The 20,365-nt window shown below is 39.5% G+C and carries 22 protein-coding genes and 2 riboswitches; of the genes, 2 read left to right on the forward strand and 20 right to left on the reverse strand.

Going from position 1 to position 20,365, the window contains the following annotated elements; genetic code table 11:
* Window positions 1–543: 543 nt before the first annotated feature.
* The 20 genes from sufB to CYJ36_RS14215 form a co-directional block, all read right to left on the reverse strand.
* On the reverse strand, window positions 544–1,941 hold the full coding sequence (gene sufB, locus CYJ36_RS14125) for a Fe-S cluster assembly protein SufB (RefSeq protein WP_101567906.1): 1,398 nt from the start codon (window positions 1,939–1,941) through the stop codon (window positions 544–546).
* Window positions 1,942–2,099: 158 nt separating this feature from the next.
* Window positions 2,100–2,525, reverse strand: a complete 426-nt coding sequence (sufU, locus tag CYJ36_RS14130) for a Fe-S cluster assembly sulfur transfer protein SufU (protein ID WP_101567907.1) — start codon at window positions 2,523–2,525, stop codon at window positions 2,100–2,102.
* The gene (locus tag CYJ36_RS14135; RefSeq protein WP_101567908.1) at window positions 2,515–3,735 is read right to left on the reverse strand and encodes a cysteine desulfurase; all 1,221 of its coding nucleotides are present in this window, start codon (window positions 3,733–3,735) and stop codon (window positions 2,515–2,517) included. Before CYJ36_RS14135 ends, sufU begins: the two co-directional genes overlap by 11 nt.
* Window positions 3,735–5,039, reverse strand: a complete 1,305-nt coding sequence (gene sufD / locus CYJ36_RS14140) for a Fe-S cluster assembly protein SufD (RefSeq protein WP_101567909.1) — start codon at window positions 5,037–5,039, stop codon at window positions 3,735–3,737. Before sufD ends, CYJ36_RS14135 begins: the two co-directional genes overlap by 1 nt.
* 17 nt (window positions 5,040–5,056) lie before the next feature.
* Entirely contained in the window at window positions 5,057–5,842 is a 786-nt protein-coding gene (gene sufC, locus CYJ36_RS14145) for a Fe-S cluster assembly ATPase SufC (RefSeq protein WP_101567910.1), read from the reverse strand.
* Window positions 5,843–6,007: 165 nt separating this feature from the next.
* Window positions 6,008–6,157 carry a hypothetical protein gene (locus tag CYJ36_RS23705; RefSeq protein ID WP_219621106.1) on the reverse strand — a complete coding sequence of 50 codons (150 nt, stop codon included), beginning with the start codon at window positions 6,155–6,157 and terminating at the stop codon, window positions 6,008–6,010.
* A gap of 206 nt (window positions 6,158–6,363) precedes the next feature.
* Entirely contained in the window at window positions 6,364–6,732 is a 369-nt protein-coding gene (locus CYJ36_RS14150; protein ID WP_101567911.1) for a carboxymuconolactone decarboxylase family protein, read from the reverse strand.
* Window positions 6,733–6,901: 169 nt separating this feature from the next.
* Window positions 6,902–7,735, reverse strand: a complete 834-nt coding sequence (locus CYJ36_RS14155) for a MetQ/NlpA family ABC transporter substrate-binding protein (protein WP_101567912.1) — start codon at window positions 7,733–7,735, stop codon at window positions 6,902–6,904.
* Window positions 7,736–7,747: 12 nt separating this feature from the next.
* On the reverse strand, window positions 7,748–8,404 hold the full coding sequence (locus CYJ36_RS14160; RefSeq protein ID WP_101567913.1) for a methionine ABC transporter permease: 657 nt from the start codon (window positions 8,402–8,404) through the stop codon (window positions 7,748–7,750).
* The gene (locus CYJ36_RS14165) at window positions 8,397–9,422 is read right to left on the reverse strand and encodes a methionine ABC transporter ATP-binding protein (protein ID WP_101567914.1); all 1,026 of its coding nucleotides are present in this window, start codon (window positions 9,420–9,422) and stop codon (window positions 8,397–8,399) included. The genes CYJ36_RS14160 and CYJ36_RS14165 overlap by 8 nt, the downstream gene beginning before the upstream one ends.
* Before the next feature lie 125 nt (window positions 9,423–9,547).
* Window positions 9,548–9,657: riboswitch (SAM riboswitch) on the reverse strand.
* A 240-nt stretch (window positions 9,658–9,897) separates the two neighbouring features.
* Window positions 9,898–11,220 (reverse strand): O-acetylhomoserine aminocarboxypropyltransferase/cysteine synthase family protein, encoded by a 1,323-nt coding sequence (locus CYJ36_RS14170; protein WP_101567915.1) that lies wholly within the window; start codon window positions 11,218–11,220, stop codon window positions 9,898–9,900.
* A 66-nt stretch (window positions 11,221–11,286) separates the two neighbouring features.
* Window positions 11,287–11,395, reverse strand: a riboswitch (SAM riboswitch).
* 80 nt (window positions 11,396–11,475) lie between these two features.
* Window positions 11,476–11,799 carry a hypothetical protein gene (locus CYJ36_RS14175; protein ID WP_101567916.1) on the reverse strand — a complete coding sequence of 108 codons (324 nt, stop codon included), beginning with the start codon at window positions 11,797–11,799 and terminating at the stop codon, window positions 11,476–11,478.
* A gap of 229 nt (window positions 11,800–12,028) precedes the next feature.
* Complete coding sequence (locus tag CYJ36_RS14180) at window positions 12,029–12,337, reverse strand: thioredoxin family protein (RefSeq protein ID WP_101567917.1); 309 nt, start codon at window positions 12,335–12,337, stop codon at window positions 12,029–12,031.
* A gap of 23 nt (window positions 12,338–12,360) precedes the next feature.
* A complete protein-coding gene (locus CYJ36_RS14185) occupies window positions 12,361–12,714 on the reverse strand; it encodes a toprim domain-containing protein (RefSeq protein ID WP_101568143.1) in 354 nt (117 codons plus the stop codon).
* A 163-nt stretch (window positions 12,715–12,877) separates the two neighbouring features.
* Window positions 12,878–13,123, reverse strand: a complete 246-nt coding sequence (locus CYJ36_RS14190; protein WP_101567918.1) for a YusG family protein — start codon at window positions 13,121–13,123, stop codon at window positions 12,878–12,880.
* Window positions 13,124–13,176: 53 nt separating this feature from the next.
* The gene (gene gcvH / locus CYJ36_RS14195) at window positions 13,177–13,560 is read right to left on the reverse strand and encodes a glycine cleavage system protein GcvH (RefSeq protein ID WP_101567919.1); all 384 of its coding nucleotides are present in this window, start codon (window positions 13,558–13,560) and stop codon (window positions 13,177–13,179) included.
* Window positions 13,561–13,620: 60 nt separating this feature from the next.
* A complete protein-coding gene (locus tag CYJ36_RS14200) occupies window positions 13,621–13,983 on the reverse strand; it encodes an arsenate reductase family protein (RefSeq protein WP_101567920.1) in 363 nt (120 codons plus the stop codon).
* Between the two features lie 206 nt (window positions 13,984–14,189).
* Window positions 14,190–15,974, reverse strand: a complete 1,785-nt coding sequence (locus CYJ36_RS14205; RefSeq protein ID WP_101567921.1) for an acyl-CoA dehydrogenase family protein — start codon at window positions 15,972–15,974, stop codon at window positions 14,190–14,192.
* A 40-nt stretch (window positions 15,975–16,014) separates the two neighbouring features.
* Window positions 16,015–17,190, reverse strand: coding sequence for an acetyl-CoA C-acetyltransferase (locus tag CYJ36_RS14210; RefSeq protein ID WP_101567922.1), 1,176 nt, complete (start codon window positions 17,188–17,190; stop codon window positions 16,015–16,017).
* Window positions 17,191–17,204: 14 nt separating this feature from the next.
* Window positions 17,205–19,589: a 3-hydroxyacyl-CoA dehydrogenase/enoyl-CoA hydratase family protein gene (locus tag CYJ36_RS14215; protein ID WP_101567923.1), complete on the reverse strand. Its 2,385-nt coding sequence runs from the start codon at window positions 19,587–19,589 to the stop codon at window positions 17,205–17,207.
* Window positions 19,590–19,792: 203 nt separating this feature from the next.
* Between CYJ36_RS14215 and CYJ36_RS14220 the strand changes: the two genes are divergently transcribed.
* Together CYJ36_RS14220 and CYJ36_RS14225 are read left to right on the forward strand one after the other, a co-directional pair.
* Window positions 19,793–19,942, forward strand: a complete 150-nt coding sequence (locus tag CYJ36_RS14220; protein ID WP_101567924.1) for a YuzL family protein — start codon at window positions 19,793–19,795, stop codon at window positions 19,940–19,942.
* A gap of 20 nt (window positions 19,943–19,962) precedes the next feature.
* On the forward strand, window positions 19,963–20,334 hold the full coding sequence (locus tag CYJ36_RS14225) for an alpha/beta fold hydrolase (protein ID WP_101567925.1): 372 nt from the start codon (window positions 19,963–19,965) through the stop codon (window positions 20,332–20,334).
* The last annotated feature ends 31 nt before the right edge of the window (window positions 20,335–20,365 follow it).

A 20,365-nucleotide genomic window follows, 5' to 3' on the forward strand; every position in this document is an offset into this window, starting at 1 on the left:
AAATGAAAAAAGAGGCTTCCCACAAGTTTGGTCAACTTATGAGAAGCCTTCGTTAATTATCCTAAAATTTCAGCAAAATGTGAGCATTCCATTCTCGCCTTACTCATAAACCCTTATATATCAAGGGTTGGAGGAGCAAGTTACATCATGCCGCCCATTCCGCGTTATTTATAATAGGAAGAAATTCGACTTAAAAAAACGCTAATTGACAAGCTTTTATGTTTTTTTGAATAATTCCCTTTGTGGTCCCAGGGTGTTTTTTTCTATAAACAGATAATTAGCAAAAATATACCCATGCAGTCCTGCTGCTCGAATCAGGAGCCAGTATTAAGTTTGTTTCACAACGATTGGGCCATAAAACAATCAAAACTACAGCCGACACTTACTACCTGGATATTACAGAGAAAATAGAAAAAGACGAACTTAAAAAGTTCGCCTCCTATACTAAACGCAAAATCTGAATCGGCACAAAATCGGCACAACAACTTTTTCTTAGGTTGTTTAATGGTTATCAAACATTGTCATGTCAAGGTTTGTAAAGGTTTAACCAATACTACCTTCCATTTCGAACTTGATTAAACGGTTCATTTCAACCGCATATTCCATTGGAAGTTCTTTTGTAAATGGCTCAATGAATCCCATAACGATCATTTCAGTTGCTTCTTCTTCTGAAATTCCGCGGCTCATGAGGTAGAATAATTGTTCTTCAGACACTTTTGAAACTTTCGCTTCGTGTTCTAAAGAGATGTTATCATTGAAGATTTCGTTATATGGAATCGTATCAGATGTAGACTGATTATCCATGATTAACGTATCACACTCAATGTTGGAACGTGCACCTTCAGCTTTGCGGCCGAAGTGAACGATTCCTCGGTATGTTACTTTACCGCCTTGCTTAGAGATCGATTTGGACACAATTGTTGAAGACGTATTAGGTGCTAAATGTATCATTTTCGCACCAGCATCCTGATGCTGGCCTTTGCCTGCTAATGCAATAGATAATGTCATACCGCGTGCGCCTTCTCCTTTAAGGATAACAGCAGGGTATTTCATTGTTAATTTAGAACCAATGTTGCCATCAATCCATTCCATTGTCGCATTTTTTTCACAAACTGCACGTTTCGTAACAAGATTAAATACGTTATTCGCCCAGTTTTGGATTGTTGTATAGCGGCAGTAGCCGCCATCTTTTACGATAATTTCTACAACAGCACTGTGAAGAGAGTTTGTTGTATAAACTGGTGCTGTACAGCCTTCTACATAGTGTACATGTGCACCCTCATCAACAATAATCAGTGTCCGTTCAAACTGACCCATGTTTTCAGAGTTAATACGGAAGTACGCTTGAAGCGGCGTATCCACTTTTATGCCTTTTGGAACATAAATAAATGATCCGCCAGACCAGACAGCTGAGTTTAGAGCTGAGAACTTATTATCCGTAGGAGGGATAATTTTCCCAAAATGCTCACGGAATATATCTTCATTTTCTTTAAGAGCTGTATCTGTATCTTTAAAAACGATACCCAGTTCTTCAAGATCTTCTTTCATATTGTGGTATACAACCTCAGATTCATACTGTGCAGATACACCAGCCAAATACTTTTGCTCTGCTTCAGGGATTCCTAATTTATCAAACGTGCGTTTAATTTCCTCAGGTACTTCATCCCATGAGCGCTCTGATTTCTCAGATGGTTTTACGTAGTACGTAATCTCATCAAAGTTAAGTGCCGCCATATCGCCGCCCCATTGAGGCATTGGCATGTTGTAGAAATGTTCCAATGATTTCAAACGGAAATCAAGCATCCACTGTGGCTCGCTTTTCATACGAGATATTTCTTCAACAATTTCCTTAGTTAATCCGCGCTTTGAACGGAAAATCGACACGTCTTTATCAGCAAATCCATACTTATAATCGCCGATTTCTGGCATTTTTTTTGCCATCCGTTTTCACTCCAATCATAGTAGAATGAGGTCTGCCCTCATTCTTAATCTTAAAAAGCTACGAAGGTTAAAGTTTCCGCATCTGTATCCAGCTACAGCGCCTAACTCCTCGATCAGTACAGATCTGCCATGCCTGAGCTAAACAAGGCGCTTCGCTTTTAGTTTTGGACCCCTTTTTCCATCGCCTTCCATGCCAGTGTTGCACATTTGATTCGTGCAGGGAATTTTGCAACACCTTGCAATGCTTCAATATCCTCAAGCTCAACATCATCATCGTATTCTTTTCCCAGCATCATGTCGGAAAAGATTTTAGAAAGCTTTAAAGCTGTTTCGACCGATTGACCTTTAATCGCTTGAGTCATCATTGATGCTGATGACATTGAAATCGAACAGCCTTCACCATCAAACTTTGCATCGGTAATATTGCCGTCTTCTATTTTCAGCGTTAAGCGAATACGATCGCCGCACGTTGGATTATTCATATCAATTGTTAAACTATCTTCGAGAACACCTTTGTTCCGCGGGTTTTTATAGTGATCCATAATGACCTGGCGGTACAGGGTATCCAGATTATTAAAAGACATTCGTGAAGTACTCCTTTGTTTTTATGATTCCTGTAACAAGCTTATCAACTTCTTCTTCCGTGTTGTACAGGTAAAAACTTGCACGAGCTGTCGAGGAAACATTCAGCCATTTCATTAAAGGCTGTGCACAGTGATGACCGGCGCGGACAGCAATGCCCTCAGCGTCTAATACTGTTGCTACATCATGCGGATGCACATCTTCAATATTGAATGTGACAAGACCAGCACGTTTTTTAGGACCGTAAATGGTGATGCCTTCTACTTTTGATAACCTTTCAAGAGCGTAGTCAGCCAGCTTATGCTCGTATGCCTCAATGTTTTCAAGACCGATTTCTTCAAGAAAATCAATAGCTGCACCAAGTCCAATTGCACCAGCAATTATTGGAGTTCCAGCTTCAAACTTCCAGGGAAGCTCTTTCCATGTTGACTCATAGAGTCCTACAAAATCAATCATTTCTCCGCCGAACTCAACAGGTTCCATGTTTTCAAGCAAAGCTTTTTTGCCGTAAAGCACTCCAATGCCGGTTGGTCCGCACATTTTGTGGCCTGAAAATGCAAAGAAATCACAATCTAAATCTTGCACATCTATTCTCATATGAGGAGCACTTTGTGCACCGTCGACAACCATAATTGCGCCTTTGCTGTGAGCAATTTCCGCAATTTCTTTAATCGGGTTTATTGTGCCCAAAACGTTCGAAACTTGCATGACAGAAACAATTTTAGCAGAATCTGTAATCGTTTCTCTTGCATCCTCAAGTGAGATTGTTCCATCTTCCTGCAGCGGAATGTACTTTAGAACGGCACCAGTTGCTTTTGCAAGCTGCTGCCATGGTATCACATTTGCATGATGCTCCATGTGAGTGATGACAATTTCATCGCCAGCTTGAAGATTTGCACGTCCATAGCTTGCCGCTACTGTATTCAATGCAGTTGTAGCACCGCGTGTGAAAATAATTTCTTCTGTCGTATTGGCATTTATGAATTTTCTAACTTTTGCGCGGGCTCCTTCATAGCCATCTGTAGCTTTCGTGCCCAGTGTGTGAACTCCGCGATGCACGTTAGAATTATATTCTCTATAATAGCGGTCTAATGCTTCAATGACAGGCAGCGGTTTTTGAGAAGTCGCTGCGCTGTCAAGGTAAACAAGATTCTGTCCATTTACTTGCTGATCCAAAATCGGGAAGAGTGAACGGATATCTTGGATATTCATTATTTAACTTTCCTTTCAATAACCTCAACAAGCTGCTTTTTTACGCCTTCAATAGGAAGAACTCTAACAACTGGTGCCAGGAAACCATGAATGACAAGGCGTTCTGCTTCCACTTTAGGAATACCGCGGCTCATCAAGTAATACAATTGAAGCGGATCAACGCGTCCTACTGAAGCAGCGTGGCCAGCTGTTACATCGTCCTCATCAATTAAAAGAATCGGATTTGCATCACCGCGAGCTTTTTCACTTAGCATAAGGACACGTGATTCTTGTTCAGCATTTGATTTAGTCGCACCATGTTCGATTTTTCCAATGCCGTTAAAAACAGATGATGCACTGTCTTTCATAACACCATGTTTTAAAATGTAGCCTTCAGAATTCTTGCCGAAATGAATCACTTTTGTAGTGAAGTTTTGGATTTGATTTCCGCGTCCTACAACAACAGATTTAGTGTCTCCATAAGATCCGTCACCCATCAGGTTTGTTGTATTTTCTGAAATCGTATTTCCATCATTCATTAAACCAAGCGCCCATTCAATGCGAGCATCTCGTCCTGCTGTACCACGGCGGTTTACATATGTTGTAACACCTTTATTCAAATGATCAACAGCACCGTATGTAACTTTAGCGTTTGAATTTGCAAACACTTCCGTTACAATGTTGAAAATAGATTCTTCCGTTTCAGTTGTTGAAATGTAATTTTCAACATATGTGACTGAACTGTTGTCATCTGCTACAACGATTACATGGTTGAAAAGAGTCGTCTCAGGGTTTTCATGTACGTAAACAGCTTGTAAAGGTACTTTAACCTCTACGTTTTTCGGTACGTATACAAAGACTCCGCCGTTCATAAAGGCTGCATGAAGAGCTGTTAAACGATGCTCGTCAACTTTCACGCCATTTGTCATAAAATACTTCTGAACCAGCTCAGAATGTTCACGTGCAGCAGTGTGAATATCTGTGAAAATAACGCCTTGATCTTTTAATTCTTTCGATAAAGAAGTATAAGCCGGTGTTGTATCAATCTGTATATATAAATTTTTGTTCTCATCTTCTAAATTAATCAGGGCTTTGACCTCGCCGCTTAATTCATTTAGCGATGTTAAAGCTTTACCATCAACAGAATGTGTTTGGAATTGTGTGAAATTCCATTTATCAATTTTCGTTTTATCCGGTCTTGGCATTGAAAGGTCTTCTGCTTTTGCAAGAGCTTGTAAGCGCAGTTCTTTAAGCCATTCCGGTTCACCGAGTTCGCTTGAGAAACTCGTGACATAGTCGTGATTGAATTTCGTCTCTACTGTCATCTTAATCCCCCTAACGCTTACGCTTCTTGACCAACAGTTTCGTCTTCGATGCCAAGCTCTTGTTTAATCCAATCATAGCCTTCTGATTCTAAACGCTGAGAAAGCTCTGGACCGCCTGATTTCACGATGCGGCCTTGCATCATAACGTGTACATGATCAGGTGTGATGTAATTCAATAGACGCTGATAGTGAGTGATGATTAAGCAGCCGAAATCTTCATTGCGCATTTGATTTATGCCTTTTGAAACGACTTTCAGTGCATCAATATCAAGACCTGAATCGATTTCATCAAGAATGGCAATCTTAGGCTCGATCATCATTAATTGAAGAATTTCATTGCGTTTTTTCTCTCCGCCTGAAAATCCTTCATTTAGATAGCGCTGTGCCATATCAGGATCCATCTCAAGGAATTCCATATTAGCATCCATTTTGCGGATGAATTTCATTAATGAGATTTCTTCACCTTCTTCTTTTCGTGCATTAATAGAAGAACGAAGGAAATCGGCATTTGTAACACCGCTGATTTCACTTGGGTATTGCATAGCTAAAAACAGACCTGCACGAGCGCGCTCATCTACTTCCATTTCAAGAACATCTTCACCATCAAGAGTAATGCTTCCTTGTGTGACTTCATACTTAGGATGCCCCATGATAGCAGATGATAATGTAGATTTACCAGTACCGTTTGGTCCCATGATCGCATGGAACTCGCCGCCTTTTATTTCAAGGTTTACACCTTTTAAAATTTCTTTCCCGTCAATTGCAACGTGTAAATCTTTAATAACTAAAGTAGAACCTGCCATAAATAACTATACCTCCAATAATCTATATAATCTCAATTTAATCATTCTCATTTTATTCTCATTCTAATTTTATAACAAATGAAATGTGAACACAACTTTTTCGGAGGCATTCATAATAAATAAAGAAAGGAATCAGTCTAAGACTGATTCCTTTCAAATTGTATCTTAATTCATTTTGCGTTCTAAAACTGCAAAGATCATTTTGCTCTTTTGATAATCTTTTTCACGATTCTTTTCTACTTCCATACGCTTTTCATGGTTTCTGCTGTAAACCGCATATCCCATTCCATGAGATTGCATTAACGCTTTTTCCATTTCTGCTGTGTAATTCAAATCAAGCTTTTGCTGACTTGCGTAGATAATGAATCAATCCCTTCAATCAATATAAATTAATTTTACCACCTGGGCAATTATGCCTCAAACTTCAAATGAATTGATATACAGGGATCACGTATCCTGAGCCTTCACCTATGCATTTAAGAATGGATTTATATTTAAATGCTCAAGCATGCTCAAAAATGCTATTGCTTAAGCTGATTGAGTTCTGTTATGCACTCTTGAACTAATGTGACGGATTGGCTCATAGCCGCTCCCCCGCCGAATGCAGCTGTCACTCCAACTGTTTCCAGAATTTCTTGTTCACTTGCTCCTTGATCCAGACATCCTTTTGTATGGTAAATGATGCAATATTCATCTTGCGAATAAATGCTGATGCCAAGAGCAATTAATTGTTTTTCTTTTTGCGAGAGCGTTCCTTCTTTAAAGCATTCTTGAGTAAAATCATTATAGAGACTTGCAAGCTCAGGCATTTTTTCCGTAAATATACCGAGACCCTCTTTGTAATTATGCAATGCTGCTTCACTAGAATTTCCGGCTTCAAATTGCTGCATCTTTTCAGCTCCATTCCTAATATTAATCATCGTTAGTATGCAAAAAAGAATGGAGATGTATGCGTAAAAGATCCTTCGAATCGCAGTTTATTCCTAATTTCTTCTATATTATATAGAAGAGTTTTTCATATAAAACAAGAGCATCCTTTAAAGGATGCTCTCTTGGTTCTTATTCTCCATCAACAGGCACGACTGCCCCTTCATATTTCTCTTCAATAAATGATTGAATTTCTTTTGAATGAAGAACCTCTACTAACGCTTTGATTTCTTCTTTGTTTTCGTCACCTTTGCGGACGGTTATGATGTTTACATAAGGTGATTCTGATCCTTCAAGTGCAATTGCATCCTTTTGCGGATTTAATCCGGCACCGATTGCATAGTTTGTATTGATTAAGACAGCATCGCCTTCATCGTTGTTATATGCCTGAGGAAGGATACTCGCTTCTACATCAGCTTTAAACTTAAGATTTTTTTTGTTTTCATCAATATCATCTACAGTTGCAGTTGTTTTATCTACGCCTTCTTTAATTGTGATTAAACCTTCGCTTTCAAGCAATGAAAGCATACGGCCATGGTCAGCTACAGAATTACTCATGATAATTGTGCCGCCTTCAGGAATATCATCCAGTGACTTATGTTTTTTAGAGTAAACACCGATTGGTTCGATATGAATTCCGCCGGCATTAACAAAATCATAGTCTTTGTTTTCAGCCATTTGAGACTCTAAATAAGGAATATGCTGAAAATAGTTTGCATCAATTTCTTTGCTTGCCAATGATTTATTAGGTAAGATGTAGTCTTGGAAAGGTACGATATCCAATTCGATGCCTTTTTCTTCAAGCAATGGCTGTGCTTCTTCTAAAATTTCTGCGTGAGGAACGTTTGAAGCACCAATTTTCAGCGTTTTTGTTTCTTCACCTTCTCCATTTCCTCCTCCTGAACCGCAAGCGGCAAGAGCGAAAGCAGATGTTGCAAATACAGCACTTAATAATAACTTTTTCATAATAAATCCTCCCTATCGTTTATCCATTTTTGATGTTATAAAATCTCCAATAAATTGGATGATAAATACGATGACTAAGATTAAGATTGTTGCAATCATGGTAACTGCATTATTATTTCTTTGGAATCCTTCGAGAAATGCAAGGTTGCCTAGGCCGCCTGCTCCTACTACCCCTGCCATGGCTGTATATCCAACGAGTGCAATGGCAGTAACTGTAATTCCGGAAATGAGAGCCGGCAAGGATTCAGGTATAAGAACTTTCCAGATAATCGTCGAAGTTTTTGCTCCCATTGATCTTGCAGCCTCAATGACACCTTTATCGATTTCACGGAGTGCAATTTCGACCATCCGGCCGTAAAATGGCGCAGCGCCTATTATTAATGCCGGCAAAGCAGCCTTCGCTCCAAGGAATGTATCAAGAATTGCTTTTGTAAACGGAATAAGCAGGATAATCAGCAAGATAAATGGAATCGAGCGAAAAATATTTACAAAAGCGGCGATCACAACATTTATTGCTTTGTTTTCCCAAATTCCGCCTTTTGATGTTAAGAATAATAAGAGTCCAAGTAATATTCCCAAGATAAAGGTAGCTGCTACTGAAAAGCCAGTCATGAATAACGTTTCACTTGTAGCTTCCCATACATTTTCCCATCTAACATTTTCAAACATTCGCAATCACCTCCACTTCAACTTCCTGACTGCGAATAAAAGCCATTGCTTTATTTAATTCTTCAATTTCGCCATCCATATGAATTAACAATGTTCCATATGATCCGCTTTGAGTTTGCGAGATTTTACCCTGCAGAATATTGACTTCAATGCTGTGCTGACGAATGAGATTCGTAATCAGCGGGCTCTCTGTTGAATCACCTACAAACGTTAATTGAATGACTGGACCTTTTGTATATTTTTCAAGAATGAGCTCCATCGTTTCTTGTGTATCATCAGGTTCTGTTATTTGCTTAACGAAGCGTTTCGTAATCGGCTGCTGCGGTCTTCTGAATACATCCAGCACTTCACCCTGTTCCACGATTTTGCCGTTTTCCATGACGGCAACACGATGGCAGATTTTACGGATAACATGCATTTCATGTGTAATTAAAACGATTGTTAAACCAAGTCTTTCATTAATATCAACAAGCAGGTCAAGAATTGAATCTGTTGTTTGAGGATCTAATGCAGATGTCGCCTCATCGCAAAGCAGCACTTTAGGGTTATTTGCAAGTGCCCTCGCAATCCCAACACGCTGCTTTTGTCCTCCACTCAGCTGAGATGGATAAGCATCTTCTCTTCCCTCGAGCCCGACAAGCTTAATAAGTTCATCTACGCGTTTTTGTCTCTGTTCTTTTTTGACACCTGCAATCTCCAATGGAAACGAAATGTTTTCCCGCACCGTTCTAGACCATAACAGATTAAAATGCTGAAATATCATGCTTATTTCATGTCTTGCTTTTCTCAGCTCGGCACCGCTGATTTTATCGATCTGCCGCCCTGCCACCTGAATGGATCCAGCAGAAGGTTTTTCAAGACCGTTCAGCAGTCGGATAAGGGAGCTTTTTCCTGCTCCGCTATAACCGATAATTCCAAAAATTTCACCTTGTTTTATATCTAAGGCAACCGAATCAACAGCTGTTACATTTCCATTTTTTGATTGAAATACCTTCCGGACATCCTTTAATGTAATCATTCCTTCACCTCTTCCCAAATTGCACTCACTATCATTTTGTACGAAACTTAAGAGGTTCATGTTATTAAACTAAAAAAGCCTTTCTGCAAAAATGAGCAGAAAGGCATATCTATAGAAGAACCTTTCTCTCATCTTTCAAAGCTGTTATAAGCTTTGAGTGAATTGGCACCTTTTCAATAAAATTGACGGTTGCCGGGCTTCGCAGGGCACTTCCCTCCACCTCTCTGGATAAGAGTCAAACAATATATTTAGTTAATATTCATTAAATTTAGTGAGTTTGTAGTACGAGAGTGATTTTATCATGTGTCAAAAGCCAGTGTCAAGAACAAAAGCGCAGGCGACTTGATCAGCCTGCTGAAAAAATAGAAAATTCAAAGGAATGCGGCTTTTTCACAATGAGCCGGACACTGTAGCTGGATGTGGATAACCTTATTATCTTTTCTTAAGTCATTCCTAACATCAATAAGCTGTTTTATCATTGAGAGTAGACGGATGATTTATTAAATGATTTCATTCCCGTTGCCTTGAAAATTGCCTGATCAAGATCTTCTTTGAGGTCATCGATATGCTCAATTCCAACAGATAAACGAATCAAATCCTCTGAAACTCCCGATTTTTGCAGCCCTTCTTCGCTTAGCTGCTGATGAGTCGTACTTGCCGGGTGAATGATTAAGCTTTTCGCATCACCAACATTTGCCACATGAGACCAAAGGTTGACCGAATTAATGACTTTAGCTCCCGCTGCACGGCCACCCTCAATCCCAAAAACTACAACTGCCCCTGCTCCTTTAGCTAAGTATTTAACTGCACGTGCTTTATCAGGATGCTGCTCATCTTCAGGATAAAGAACCCATTTAACTGCAGGATGTTCTTTTAAATATTGAACGATCTTTCTTGTATTAAAAATATGCTCCTTCATTCTTACATGAAGGGTTTCAAGGCCAAGATTAAATTGAAAAGCATTAAAAGGGCTGATTGCCGGACCTAAATCACGAAGTAATTGAACACGTGCCTTTACGATAAACGCAGCCTCTGGCAATGCCTCTGCATAAACGAGATTGTGGTAGCTTGGATCTGGTGAAATGAAGCCGGGAAACTTCTTACTATTCCAATCAAATTTCCCTCCATCTACAATAATGCCGCCAAGTGTTGTTCCATTTCCAAGCAGCCATTTCGTTGCTGAATGGATGACAATATCAGCTCCATGTTCAATTGGCCTGCATAAATAAGGGGTTGCAAATGTATTATCAATAATCAATGGAATCCCTGCTTCATGGGCAATTTTCGCAACAGCCTCTATATCAAGAACCTGCAAACTTGGATTTCCGATCGTTTCTGCAAATATTGCTTTTGTTTTAGGAGTGATGGCATTACGGAAATTCTCCGGATCTTCCGCATTAACAAATTTCGTTTGAATTCCATATCTAGGGAGTGTTGTTTCGAAAAGGTTATAAGTACCTCCATACAGACTTGATGCAGAGACAATTTCATCCCCTGCTCCTGCAATATTTAAAACAGCCAGTGTAATTGCAGCCATCCCGCTTGCAACCGCCAAACTGCCGATTCCACCTTCTAACTGCGCAACCCTCTCCTCAAACACCGTTGCTGTTGGATTATGTATCCTGGTATAAATATAACCCTGTTCCTTTAGAGCGAATAAATTAGAAGCATGATCCGTGTCATTAAAAACATAAGCATTTGATTGATAAATCGGTACAGCTCTTGCACCTGTTGATGGATCTTTTTGCAGACCTCCATGAACATTAATCGTTTCCAACCGGTATTTTTGTTGTTCCATTTTGCACATCCCCCTTATTTTAAGCATAAAAAAACCCCTTCAAAGAAGAGGCCGTCACCATTACTCTTCTTATCTGCCAGAGTCATCATTTAACTCTGCTGGAATTAGCACCGTGTCGTTACAACCGGTTGCCGGGCTTCATTGGGCCAAATCCCTCCGCCGCTCTTGATAAGGTAAAACTATTATCCTGAATCTACTAGAATTGTACCACCTAAGAAATCTGCCAGTCAATAAATAGTTAGAATTTTTAGATTTTTATTTGCATAGCTGCAAGATTGATTCTAGTCTTAAAATATTGCGAAAAGAACCTTTTACATCGATTGCCCCCAATTTCATCAGTTGTAATAGCCTTATGGGTGAATAAAAACAATCAAATATGTGACTGCTATCACCAGAAATATACACATGGGCATGTGCTGAACCAAGTTCATTGCTTAAAAAGCATTTTGATTTACATAATACAAGAAGGATAGGCTTTTGCTTAGAATTGCTAACCATTATTCTTAATTCTTCATTTGGCAATAAAGGCTTCACAAAATGAGTTTCATTTATTTTTTCAACTAATAAACATAAGTCCATATTTATACACTCCCCGTCCCCCGTTTCTTAATGGATGGATCTATCAATTAGAGCACATCATGATGAAAACCTATACCTATAGCTTCGGTAAAATACACATGATACCCTTTAAGAAAGGTTCGACAAGTAATGTTAGTTAAAAATTCCAGACAGGGACAAAGAGAGACAGGGAGAGACAAAATAATTAGTTATTCTATTTCCCGAGAAATATGTCAAATGCCGCCCTCAATCAGGCGGCATATTCTTTCAATATTTGATAAATATGTTCAACAGAGTGAAAAGCATATTTCTTTTGGACAACCGATCCGTTTTCGAAAACAAGCAGACACGGAACACTTTCTATTCCCCAATCCAATGCTTGTTTTGGCAGAAAATTAAGATTTGCCATATAAATATTTAAAGAAGGCAATGCTGCCTCAACAACAGTCAGCATTTTTTTCGCAAGCTGACACGTTCCGCAAAAAGGGGTATAAAGGTAGAGTATTCCTGTATCCATTTCGGCAAACATGTCTAATTGTTTTTCTTTTAGTTCAATCATTTTCTTTGCTCTTTAGACTCCCTTTATAAAAATTTCGCATGAACATCAATATTAGCACTTAAAAGGACAGCAGCTACATGCTGATCTGGTGCAGTTGCTACTTCCCTGTACATTCTATCAACAAATAAATGCGCGGCTTCAGGCAATTCCCGTTTGAATTGCTTTCTAAGTCGATCACCTGATTCATCTGAATCTACAAGCACATAAACATCACGATGAAATAATGCATCAATGAGTTCATCGAGCTTTGTTAGGCTGATTGTGCCATTTGTACATATGATTTCTACAGGTTCATTGACTACATTCAGAACCTTTCGCTTATCCGATTTTCCTTCAACAATAATGACTTTTTCTTTATCAACCTCAACTGCAGACATCGCCATCGCCATCACCTATTATCTAAAGTATGTGTCATCTATCTTTACAATACAATATTCGAAAGGCTGAGGTTGTTTCCTCAAAAATAATATGAACAAAAATGGCAGTGGATCATTCCACTGCCATTGGGTTAGCTTTGCCCTTGGTTAGCTATGCCTCAGGTTAGCACCAGCCGTTTTCTTCATCGCAGTCCACATACTTTTCATCATTGTCTGATAAAGTATCTGCATACCGGAAAAAGGAATGGTCTTCTTCTTCATACCCATTCTTCAATGACATTTGATTACCATCTTGACCAAAGGACATTGTTCCGATTTGATCTTTTTCAAAAAATAGGTTCAGCTGTCCTTCTGAAAAGCGACCTGTTACTCGATCTGTGATATTTAACCGTTTCTTTTCAAATGACATAAATGAACACCCTCCTTTTTAACAATTAGGGTGTCCATTACCCAGCCCGTTTATCAGTCTTCGTTTGTCATTTCCTCATATTGTTCAGCAGTCATCAGGTTCTCAACATCACTTACACTGCTTGGTTCAATGACAATCATCCATGCTTTTTCGTAAGGTGACTCATTTACGAATTCTGGGCTATCATCCAGGTCTTCGTTAATTTCAACAACTTTCCCGCTGATTGGTGCATATAGCTCAGAAACCGTTTTTACAGACTCAACACTGCCGAAAGGCTCGTCTGCTTTGATTTCATCTCCTACTTCTGGAAGCTCAACAAACACAATATCACCGAGTTCTGATTGTGCAAAATCAGTAATTCCGATGCGCACTTTTTCTCCTTCAACTTTAACCCACTCATGTTCTTCAGAATAACGAAGTTCTTTCGGTGTGTTCATACTTATTACCTCCAAATTTTATCGTTGTTTATTTGTAAAAAGACTGGTAAGGAAAGTCTTCTACTTCATTAACCACATTTCTTCAAATTGTTCTTCTTTAAAACCGACTGTCACATTTTTTCCATCGGTTGTTAAAGGTCTTTTAATCAGCATTCCATCTGAAGCTAAAATTTCAATCAATTCATCTTCAGATACAGAAGCAACTTTCTCCTTTAACCCTAATTCACGGTATTTTTGTCCACTGGTATTAAAGAATTTCTTCACTTCTAATCCGCTGTTATCCAGCATTTTTTTCAATTGTTCTTTTGTCGGTGGATTTTCGACAATATGTACTTCTTCTACCTGCAATTGGTGATCCTCAAACCACTTTTTTGCTTTTCGGCATGTCCCGCATTTTGGGTACCAGTAAAACGTCAGCGCCACTTTTTTCACCACCTGCATCCATAATTGCACAACCTTTATTTTAACACATTCAAATGGACAATCATAATTACAAGTTTCAAAACTCTTAGAATATAGAAAGAAATCAAGGTTAGTATGAGGTCTCTTTATTCTCAATATGTATAACTTCAGAAATTAAAAAAAGACCTTTCCCTATTTCAGAGAAAGGTCTCTCGATTTATAAAAGATTACGCCCGATAACCATTTTCTTCAATTAACGCTGCAGCGATTTCGCGCTTTTTAGCGATAACGTTAATTGGAGTATGACGAGTGAATTTTCTTAATGCTGAAATCATCATGCGAAGTGTATCTCCTTGTTCAATCGCAACTAGGGATTCTTTAGCATGTGCTTCAATCTCATTGAATGCTTCTTGGCAATAAACTTGTGTGTAGAGCAGCTTTTGGCTGTTTTTCGCTTCACCTGATTTGTTAATTGCTTTTTCAGTCCGCAAAATAGCAGATTCCATTGCGTATACATTGCTGACGATATCTGCAATGTTAACAAGTACTTCTTGTTCTTTTTGCAGCGCCTGACCGTACTTTTGTGCAGCAAGTCCAGCAATCATTAATCCAATCTTTTTAGCATTTTTCAATAGATGCTTCTCTTGCTCTAGTACTCCCTCTCCAACTTCATCAGGCATAAGCATCATTAACTCTTCCTGCAGAGCCTGAGCTTTTTGCAGCAGTGGCAATTCACCTTTCATTGCTTTGCGCAAATACGTTCCCGGCACTAAAAGGCGGTTAATTTCATTTGTTCCTTCAAAAATACGGTTAATACGGGAGTCACGGTATGCTCTTTCCACTTCGTACTCTGACATAAATCCGTATCCCCCGTGAATTTGTACCCCTTCATCTACTACATAATCAAGCGTTTCAGACCCTAAAACTTTATTTAATGAACACTCAATTGCATATTCGGCAATTGAGGCAGCTACTTCTTTGCCGTCTTTTACTTCTTCTGGTGTCAGACGGCTCATGCGATCTTCAAACAACCCGACTGTACGGTAGACAGAGCTTTCCATTGCATAGGTTTTAGAAGCCATGTTAGCTAATTTTTCTTGAATCAGCGAGAAGCTGCTGATAGGCGTTTTAAATTGCTGGCGCTGATTTGCATATTGAACAGATACATCGATAATGCGTTTAGAACCGCCAATTGTTCCAACAGCTAATTTATATCTTCCGATGTTAAGAATATTAAAAGCAATGACATGGCCTTTTCCAAGGTCTCCTAATAAATTTTCTTTTGGAACCATGGCATCCTCAAGAATAAGAGTTCTAGTAGAAGATCCTTTAATACCCATTTTCTTTTCTTCTGGTCCTGTTGAAACACCCGGATATTCTTTCTCAACAATGAAAGCTGAGAAATGCTCGCCGTCAACTTTTGCATAGACAACAAAAACATCAGCGAAGCCTGAGTTTGTAATCCATTGCTTTTCCCCATTTAATACATAATGTGTACCTTCAGCATTTAGTTTTGCAGTAGCTCTTGCACCAAGTGCGTCAGAGCCTGAACCTGGCTCTGTTAAGGCATAAGCTGCAATTCGCTGTCCTGTTGCAAGGTCAGGCAGATATTGATGTTTTTGTTCTTCATTGCCGAATAGCACAATTGGAAGAGAGCCAATTCCTACATGTGCACCGTATGATAATGAGAAACTGCCTGCACGTGCAAATTTTTCTGTGATTAAAGCAGAACTGATTTTATCTAACCCAAGCCCGCCGTATTCTTCAGGAACATCTGCTCCAAGCAGTCCAAGCTCACCAGCTTTCTTAAGAAGCTTCACTGATTTATCAAATTGATGATTTTCAATATCCTCTAATTGTGGAAGAACATCGTTTACTACAAAATCTTCCGTCGTTTTTGCTATCATTTTATGCTCATCTGTAAAATCCTCAGGAGTAAATACACTTTCAAAAGTTACATCATCAAGTAAAAAGCTGCCGCCTTTAATGACATTTTCAGTCGTTTTAGACATATTTGTTTCCCCCATTAATTTATTTTGGTCTTTCATTTCTTTAAATCAGTTCAAATACTCCTGCTGCTCCCATGCCACCGCCAATGCACATTGTGACAACGCCGAATTGTTCATTGCGGCGTTTCATTTCATGAATAAGAGAAAGTGTGAGCTTTGCTCCAGTACAGCCAAGCGGATGACCTAAGGCAATGGCGCCTCCGTTTACATTCACTTTTTCCTCATCAAGTCCAAGCTCTCTTATCACTTGAATGGATTGCGAGGCAAATGCTTCGTTTAATTCGAATAAACCTATATCTGATAAGCTAAGTCCAGCTTGTTTCAACGCACGGGGTATGGCTTCTATCGGACCAATTCCCATTACTTCAGGCGGCACACCTCCGACTGCAAAGGATCTGAATTTAACAAGAGACTGTAAGCCAAGTGCATCAGCCTTCTCACGATCCATTACCATGACAGCTGCTGCACCATCACTTGTTTGCGAAGAGTTCCCTGCTGTTACGGAACCTTTCACAGAAAATGCGGGCCTTAAATTTGCGAGAATCTGCATGCTCGTTCCAGGTCGCACACCTTCATCTTTAGAAAATTTGAATTGTTTTTCCTGTAGCTTATGATCAGCACCTACACTTCTTTGCGCAACATCTACAGCAACAATTTCATCATCAAACTTGCCTTCTTGAATGGCTTTTGCTGCACGCTCATGGCTTCGGACTGCAAATGCGTCCTGATCCTCACGGCTAACACCATACTTTCTTGCAACTTGCTCTGCTGTATGACCCATTCCCATATAGTACTCAGGTGCATTTTCAGCAAGATCTGCATTTGGACGGATAACATGCCCCATCATCGGCACCATGCTCATTGATTCTGCTCCGCCTGCAATAATGGTATCAGAATGTCCAAGCATGATTTTTTCTGCTGCATAAGCAATGCTCTGCAATCCAGAAGAACAGTAGCGATTGACAGTGATCGCAGGAACCGTGTAAGGCAGACCTGCTAATGCGCCGATATTACGTGCTACGTTTAAGCCTTGTTCTGCTTCAGGCATGGCACATCCGATGATCAGGTCATCAATATTTCCTTCATAATTCCCTGCTCGCTTCAACGTCTCTTTTACGACAAGAGCTCCTAAATCATCTGGTCTTACATTTGCAAGTGATCCTTTTTTCGCTCTTCCTACAGGTGTTCTCGCACCTGCTACAATGACCGCTTCTCTCATAACAGTGCACCCTCCTAATTACGTAGTGGTTTCCCTTTAACAAGCATGTGCTGCATTCTTTGCTGTGATTTGCTTTCTTTAACTAAGCTCAGGAATGCTTCTCTCTCTAAATCCAATAAATATTGTTCATCTACTTCTGTACCAAACGGAATCTTCCCGCCGGCTATCACGTAAGCTAACTTTTTAGCAATTTTCAAATCATGCTCTGAAATATAGCCTGATTGAAGCATTGATTGAGCACCTAGTAACAGCGTCGCATACCCTGTTTCTCCGACAACCGGAATCTTTTTGCGGATAGGAGCCATATATCCTTTATCAAAAAGCTCAATGACTTTTTGCTTTGCATCATGCAGCAGATGATCTCCGTTAAAACTGACAGAATCATTATCATTTAAGAAAAAATTCTGTCTTGCTTCTGCAGCTGATGCTGAAACTTTTGCGGTTGCGATCGTCTCAAATACTTTGTTTGCTACATTTTGAAGATCGAAATCTACGCCTTTAGGAATACTGTTAAGAAGTTTAATGTAGAGTTCTTTGTTTCCGCCGCCGCCTGGAATTAATCCAACACCGGCTTCAACCAGACCCATATATGTTTCACTTGAAGCTTGGATATGTGCAGCTGGCAGGCAGATTTCTGCTCCGCCGCCAAGTGTCATGCCAAATGGTGCAGCTACAACTGGCTTAGGGCTGTATTTGATTTTCATCATCGCCTGCTGGAAGTGGCGGACGACCATATCAACTTCAAAATAGTTATCATCCTGAGCTTCCATCAGAATCATGGCAAGGTTTGCACCAACGCAAAAGTTCTTGCCTTGATTTCCAATTACAAGACCTTTGTAGTTTTTGCTGACTTCATCGACAGCAAAGTTAATCATTTGAATGATATCCATGCCGATTGCATTGTTAGGCGAATGGAATTCAAGCAGCGCTACTTCATCGCCAAGATCAATTAAACTTGCACCGCTGTTCTTTTTAATAACGCCTTTTTTCTCTTTTCTATCTTTTAAATCAATGACTTTATCGTTTTTCTGAATTCGCTTATAGTCCCCATCATGGTAAAAATAAGAAATTCCTTCTTCTTTTTTATAGAAAGATGTAAATCCTCGCTCAAGCATCTCTTTCATCCATCCAGGAACTTCTTGACCTTCAGCTTCCATCTTCTCTACTGATTTCGCTACTCCAATTGCGTCCCATGTTTCAAATGGTCCATGCTGCCAGCCAAATCCCCATTTCATAGCTTCGTCAATTGCAATGATGTCATCAGCAATTTCGCCTAAAAGCTCTGCAGAATACAGCAGCGTAGGACTTGTGATGTTCCATAACAATTGACCTGCACGGTCTCCAGAATAGATAAGCGCTTTCATTTTTGCTGCAGCGCCTTTTGCCTGTTTGGCTGCATCAATGCTCTGCGCTTTTAGTTTTGTGCGTTCCCCATATTCTAAAGTGCCTGGATTCAGTTCAAGGATATCTTTACCTTCTTTTTTAAAGAAGCCTTGACCGGATTTGCTTCCAAGCCATCCATTTTCAAGCATTTTCTTCATGAAGTCCGGGATTTCAAAAACATTTTTCTCTTTTCCATCAACTTGGTCATATACATTTTTCGCTACATGTGCAAATGTATCAAGTCCTACAACATCCAGTGTTCTGAAGGTTGCACTTTTAGGTCTGCCGATTAACGGTCCTGTAATGGAGTCGACCTCACCAACACTGTATTTTCCTTTCAGCATTTCCTGAACGGTTACGAGCAGTCCATACGTTCCGATCCGATTGGCAATAAAGTTTGGCGTGTCTTTCGCTTCTACGACTCCTTTGCCCAGAACATCTTCTCCAAACATTTTTACAAATGACAATACCTCTGGTGATGTTGCTTTTGTCGGAATAACTTCAAGTAACTTCAAGTAGCGCGGCGGGTTAAAGAAATGAGTTCCAAGAAAATGCTTCTGGAAGTCCTCAGATCTTCCCTCTGACATCGCTTCAACTGAGATGCCGGATGTATTTGAGCTTACAATGCTTCCTTGTTTTCTATATTGATCTACTAATGTAAACACTTTTTTCTTAATGTCTAAATTCTCTACAACAACTTCAATAATCCAATCGACTTCAGACAATCTGTGCATATCATCTTCGAAGTTACCCGCTTCGATCAGTGAAAGGTTTTCTTTTGCAGTTAATGGAGCTGGTTTTTGTTTTAATAGTTTTTGTATAGATACGTTTGAGATTCGATTTCTGACAGGACTATCTTCTAACGAAAACCCTTTCTTTTCTTCCTCATCCGTAAGCGTGCGCGGTACGATATCAAGCAATAAAACAGGGATTCCGATATTTGCCAAATGTGCAGCAATTCCTGAACCCATTACACCAGATCCTAAGACTGCAGCTTTTTTAATACGCTGGACCATGAATGCTCCCCCTTTGTCGGTTTTTGAATGAATGCTCATTCATTTTTTGATTAAAAAAATAGTCAGGAATCAATTCCTCTATATATTAATATAAAAGATTTAGAAAATTTGTTCAATAGATTTACAAAAAATTCACACATTATTTGAAATTTGGATGAAAAAATAAGGGACTGGAAAGGATAAGAGCCAGGAGGTGACCAATTATGGCAAGATTAAAAAAGGAACCATCTAAAGCAGGTGTCAGTGCTTCCAGCGTAAAAGGCAGCTCTGGTCCAACAAACGAAATGGACGGCGGGGGCAAACGGTCCAGCACAAACCAGCAATACAAAAAGCATAACATGGGACATGAATAATAGAGGAAGCTGATTATTATTTGGATCAGCTTCTTTTCAGGCGTCCGGCCATGCTTGCTGATTTCGCGCAGATGTTCTTTGAATGCGAGCTATCCGATGAATTTAAGGAATGGTTTCACGGTCTTGGTCTTGAAGCCTCTTCTTATGCAACGATAAAATCTGCTGAAGCTCTGCGTGATGAAGATGTTCGCACAGATTTAAAGAAAGTGAATGTGCCGACTGCAATCTTTCATGGCAAAAAGGATCAAATCTGTCCATTTGAATTTACAGAGGCAATGAACGAGGGAATTCAATACTCTTTCGTTGTTCCTTTTGAGAATAGCGGACATGGATTATTCTTTGATGAAAAAGAGAAATTCAACAGTGAATTATTCAGGTTTTTAGAGCAGTGAAATAGAACTCCTTTACTAGCGTTGTACATTC

Source organism: Bacillus sp. UMB0893, from assembly GCF_002858905.1.
GTDB lineage: Bacteria > Bacillota > Bacilli > Bacillales > Bacillaceae > Bacillus_P.